Source organism: Thermodesulfitimonas sp., from assembly GCF_052743955.1.
Window position 1 is genome coordinate 1 of record NZ_JBRAIN010000110.1, and the last position, 5,112, is coordinate 5,112.

Genomic DNA, 5,112 nt, shown 5'->3' on the forward strand with positions numbered 1-5,112 from the left:
ATTATACCATAAACGCCCTTATCTAAGTACATTTTTCTTAGCAGTTGCTAACCCTAAAAAACTAAAAACCCGGCTTCAATTATACCGAGCCGGGACAGTAAAATCTGTCAAGATATGGAATTAGCACAATCCTTTTATAACGAACCAGAGAGCTTACCGGTTTGAACGGCGCAACAGAAATTCCGGAATATCAATATCTTCGTGCTGGTTAAAGAGCTTGATCCCCGGGTCCACGCTCGCTTTAGCCGGCCTGCTTTCGAATCCGGTGGCAATTACCGTCACCCGCACCTCATCATTAAGACTCTCGTCGATCACCGCGCCGAAAATAATGTTGGCCTCCGGATCAACTACCTGAGCGATGATCTGTGCCGATTCGTTAACCTCCAAAAGCCGCATCGAGGGATCGCCCGTCATATTAAGGAGGACCCCCCGCGCTCCCTCAATACTCGTCTCCAGAAGAGGACTGGAGATCGCTGCTTTGGCCGCCTCAACCGCCCGGTTTTCACCCCGCGCCACGCCGATGCCCATCAGCGCAGAACCTGCGTCCTTCATAATGGTCCGCACATCAGCAAAATCCAAGTTAATGAGCCCAGGGACAGCGATTAAGTCGGAGATCCCCTGCACCCCCTGGCGCAGTACGTCGTCGGCAATCCGGAAGGCCTCGATCATAGAGGTGTTTTTATCGATCACCTGCAAAAGCCGGTCGTTCGGGATCGTGATCAGCGTATCAACTCGCTCCCGCAAGCGATTGACTCCGGTCTCCGCCTGGAGCTGCCGCTTCCGCCCCTCAAAAGTAAAGGGCCTGGTTACCACACCTACCGTTAGGGCACCCAGCTCCTTAGCTAGTTCAGCTATGATGGGCGCCGCCCCCGTGCCGGTGCCGCCACCCATGCCGGCAGTTACGAAAACCATATCGGCACCTTTAAGACTCGCCGCTATCTCGTCCTTACTCTCCTCCGCCGCCTTTTCACCGATTTCGGGATCCCCCCCTGCTCCTAGCCCCTTGGTCAGCTTGGCCCCGATCTGGATCTTATTCGGACTCTGGGACATTGCCAGTGCTTGAGCATCGGTATTGATGGCGATAAACTCAACTCCCTTTACTCCCGCGGTAATCATCCTATTTACGGCGTTGCTGCCGCCACCGCCAACGCCAATCACTTTAATGTTTGCAAACCTATCCAGATCGAGTTCGATGTCGATCACCTTCTATGTCCTCCCCTCTCCAAATCGCAGAAAAACCTTAACCACGCCGATAAAAGCCAACCTAGGGAGCTAAACCCCATAAAAAATTCCACGTGGGGTTTGGCAAATCCTTTTTCCTAAAACGACAAATTTTACTTTTTCAAGAGGTGACGCCTAATGACCCCTAAGTTCTGGAAAAGTCGCACGCCAAAAGCCACTATCGCGGCCGTGTAAAGCTCCACCCCGAGGCGATCACCGAGAAAAACTAACCCGGCGGCCAGAAGGGCATTCGCAAAAAAGCCGCTAAGAAAAATAACGTCGTCAAACCGGTCTTCCATCGAAGCTCTTATGCCGCCAAAGACCGAGTCAAGCGCTGCCAGTACCGCCAGCCCAATATATTTTCCGTAGGCCTGCGGAAATACCAGCGGCACGTTAAGTCCGATAGCGGTGCCGATAATCAGACCGACCAGGGCGAAGAAGATCCCAAGCCACACTTAAGCCTACCTCCTCGCAGACAAATTTCACTATTCACCTTGCTGCCACATCTTTTTTCGACCTAAAACGAACCGAGCCGCACCCGGCTTTACGTTGGTCCGCGTACCGGCCGCGCGTACTGGTAGCGGAAAGGCCCCTGGTAAGCCGGAACAATGACCCGGTCTTTCGTTTCCACGGTAACGTTGATATCCCAGTCGCGCAGGGTTTCCACTATCCCGCCTTTGATTTCCAAACTGCTCCGCAGGGCAACCGGATCACCGATAGCCATGATTTCGTAAGGCGGCGTGATCCGCTGGAGGTTTACGTTAATATGCGCTCCTGCTAAACGGATCTCCGAAGTGGAAAGAAGCCGCTGGCCGTTGATGCTCAACACCTCTGCCCCTGCAGCACGTAGCTCGTTTACGATTTTTAACAGATCCTCGTCGCAGACACCAAAGATAGCCCCCTGGGGGGTAGTTACCCCCCGGTTGCTTACTACTACCCGCACGCCAGGTCCTACCATTGGGGTTACCCCCGCTAAAATACCGGTATCTTTAACCTCGGCTTTTATCGCTTCCTCGGCCTGCGCGTAACCGAGGCGAGCACGGGCAAGTTTTTCTTCTAGGTCCCGCCGCTTCGCCTCCAGCCCAGCCCGCTCTTTAGCCAGTGCTCTGAGCTCAACCGTCAACTCGTGGGCCCGGTCGTAAGGCACAGATTGCTCAATCTGGTTGGTTGTGCGGAACTGAAAAACTACCAGTACACCAAGGACGAGCGAAACAAAAACTACGGCAAGATAGCGCCTCAGCATTTACCTTTCCTCCCGGTAGGGATGCGCGTAAAGGAACTTCTGGCTCCCGGAGTACGCGGGGATGCTCACCTCAGCAAGCTTCCGGATCGAAACCTGGATGCCCCAAAGCTCCTGGAGGGTATCGACCACCCCGCCACGCATTTTTAACGCACTGATCATCGTATCGGGATCGCCAATCGCGGTGATCCGGAAAGGAGCTGCCAGCCGTTTGGACTTATTTACTAAGATGGTCGGGCCGGTGCAGCGGACCTCACTGGTGGCGAGCAGTCGCTCTCCATTTATGGCCAACACCTCCGCCCCGGCAGCCTTCAGTTCGTTGAGGACCCGGAGGATATCTTCGTCATGCAGAACGTACAGATTCGGGTTTTGCCCGGGCTGTAAGGCGGTGTTGCTGTCGTTTAGCACCACCTCGATGCCCGGCCCACTTGCCGCAACCATCCCAGCTTCCAGTTGGTAATCCCGTAGTTTACTTTTAAGCGGCTGAAGCTCCTTCTGGGCCGTAGCCGCGTCGAGCTCGGCTCGGAGACTGTTAACCTGCGCCTGCAGCCGGTCGCGCTCCGCTCGTGCCGCTCTGACCTCAGCCGTTAGCTTTTGGACCCGCTGGATGGGCACGGTTCGCTCAATATCCTGGTAAATCCGAAATTGGACCGCGAGTAGCAGCCCTAGAAAGAGGGTAACCAGCAGTATTGTTAAGTGAATCGTGCGCACCCTTTTTCTCCCCCGCGGTTATAAACTTTACCACCGGCCTGTCAGCAACTTTCAGGTCGATATAAGCCACCTTGTAGTTACCGAGGGCATCCAGAAGTCGCGAAAGGATCAATCCTTTTTCTGTAAGCTTCTCGGGACGACCAAAATAAACTTTTACGCCCTCGCTGGTAAAAAGCTCAACCACCTGGTACGGCGTCACATGAACCTCCGCAAGCCGCGCCGTAAGCTTCGGGTCAAAAGCCTTTAAAACCATTACTGCCGTCCGGTAACCTTCGGTGGTCAGGCTTTTCCCGGGCGCCGGCGCACTCCCGGTTCCGGTAACGACCGGTAAGGGGCAATCAACCCTTGCTCTGCCGATACATACACCCGCTTCATCGAGCGCGTATAAACCGTCCTTCCCCGGAACGAAGGCTACGGGGTTCCTTTCCCAAACTTTAATCCTGATCCGGTTCGGTAGGCACCGGGTAACTACAACTTCTTTTACGGCGGGAATCCGCTTTACCCGTACAGCCGCTTCTTTTAGGTTAACCCGAAAGATGTTTTCTCCCGGCGGAATACGTGCCGCACCAGTTATTTCCTTCGCCGCTACCCCTTTATTTCCTTCCACCTGGACCTCACGAATAGAAAAAAGAGGGGAGCTAAGAAGTACAAAGCTACAAAAAAGCAGCAGGACCACAAGGCAAACCCGCTCAATCAAGTTTGGTTTGGCCGGATGTCTTTCTACCATACCCAACCTTACAAAGTAAGAGCGCAACGTTAGCCTGTCCCCCTAAAACCCAAAAAGCCGTCTCTCAGGAGACGAGCCGTTCGATAGCCGCCCCGAGAGAACGGTACTTCTCCTCGATCTTTTTGTAGCCCCGGTCGATATGGCCGACGTTATCAACCACGGTGGTATTCTCCGCCACTAAGCCCGCCAGCACTAACGCCGCTCCGGCCCGCAGGTCCGGCGCTTCAACGCGCGCCCCCGTTAGCCGCTCGACGCCCCGGATGATTATCGCCCGGCCCTCGGTATAGATATCCGCCCCCATTCGCCGGAGTTCTGGAACGTGCTTGAAGCGGTTGTCGAAAACGGTCTCGGTTATGACACTTGTTCCCCGGGCTACCGATAGGAGAGCGCACATTTGCGCCTGGAGGTCGGTGGGAAAGCCGGGATAAGGCATGGTCCGGATATCTACTGCCTTGAGTACCCCTTCCCGGCGAACCCGCACCGCATCTCCGTCTACCAGAATACCCACCCCGGCCTCGCGCAGTTTTGCTAATAGCGGCTCCAGGTGTTCGGGAATCGCGTTTTTTACCACCATTTCGCCGCCCGTAGGCGCCGCAGCGATGATGTGCGTTCCGGCTTCGATTCGGTCGGGAATAACCCGGTGCCCCTGCGGGCCACGCAAGGACTTTACGCCCTCAATCTTAATGGTAGAAGTCCCAGCGCCCCGAATCTGCGCCCCGGCCCGGTTGAGGAAGTTTTGTAGGTCCACAATTTCCGGTTCTCGCGCCGCGTTTCTGATTACAGTGGTACCAACCGCAAAAACTGCCGCCATCATTAGGTTTTCCGTAGCCCCAACGCTTGGGATGTCAAGATGGATATCCGTCCCTTTTAGTCTCCCAGCTTCTGCCGTTATATATCCGGCGCGCTCTTTGATTTCCGCCCCCAGAGCCCGTAACCCTTTAAGGTGCAAGTCTATCGGCCACGACCCGATGTTGCAACCGCCCGGCTGGGAGATTCTCGCCCGGCCGAACCGTGCCAGAAGCGGGCCTAAGACCAGCACCGAAGCCCTCATCCGGCGCATCAATTCTTCCGAAATCTCTTCTAACCGTAAACTTGCCGTATCTACGGTAAGGGTAGCGCCGTTCCGCACAGTTTTGGCCCCCAGATGGGACAAGACATCACACATCACGTCGACATCTTTAAGTCGGGACACCCCTTCAATGACGCTCTGCCC

6 protein-coding genes are annotated in these 5,112 nt (G+C 55.1%); all 6 read right to left on the bottom strand.

Going from position 1 to position 5,112, the window contains the following annotated elements; all coding sequences use genetic code 11:
• Nucleotides 1-153: 153 nt before the first annotated feature.
• Nucleotides 154-1,203, bottom strand: a complete 1,050-nt coding sequence (gene ftsZ, locus ACUVTA_RS08420; RefSeq protein WP_445952501.1) for a cell division protein FtsZ — start codon at nucleotides 1,201-1,203, stop codon at nucleotides 154-156.
• 131 nt (nucleotides 1,204-1,334) lie between these two features.
• Nucleotides 1,335-1,676 carry a small basic family protein gene (locus ACUVTA_RS08425; RefSeq protein WP_445952502.1) on the bottom strand — a complete coding sequence of 114 codons (342 nt, stop codon included), beginning with the start codon at nucleotides 1,674-1,676 and terminating at the stop codon, nucleotides 1,335-1,337.
• A gap of 89 nt (nucleotides 1,677-1,765) precedes the next feature.
• Entirely contained in the window at nucleotides 1,766-2,464 is a 699-nt protein-coding gene (locus tag ACUVTA_RS08430) for a DUF881 domain-containing protein (RefSeq protein ID WP_445952503.1), read from the bottom strand.
• The gene (locus ACUVTA_RS08435) at nucleotides 2,465-3,172 is read right to left on the bottom strand and encodes a DUF881 domain-containing protein (RefSeq protein WP_445952504.1); all 708 of its coding nucleotides are present in this window, start codon (nucleotides 3,170-3,172) and stop codon (nucleotides 2,465-2,467) included.
• Entirely contained in the window at nucleotides 3,084-3,899 is an 816-nt protein-coding gene (locus ACUVTA_RS08440; protein WP_445952506.1) for a cell division protein FtsQ/DivIB, read from the bottom strand. Before ACUVTA_RS08440 ends, ACUVTA_RS08435 begins: the two co-directional genes overlap by 89 nt.
• Before the next feature lie 64 nt (nucleotides 3,900-3,963).
• A partial coding sequence (murA, locus tag ACUVTA_RS08445; RefSeq protein ID WP_445952505.1) for a UDP-N-acetylglucosamine 1-carboxyvinyltransferase occupies nucleotides 3,964-5,112 on the bottom strand: 1,149 nt, incomplete at its 5' end.

Bases quoted from the DNA above. Each gene is read 5' to 3' on its own strand.
- ACUVTA_RS08430 (WP_445952503.1), bottom strand. From the start codon at position 2,464: ATGCTGAGGCGCTATCTTGCCGTAGTTTTTGTTTCGCTCGTCCTTGGT.
- ACUVTA_RS08440 (WP_445952506.1), bottom strand. From the start codon at position 3,899: ATGGTAGAAAGACATCCGGCCAAACCAAACTTGATTGAGCGGGTTTGC.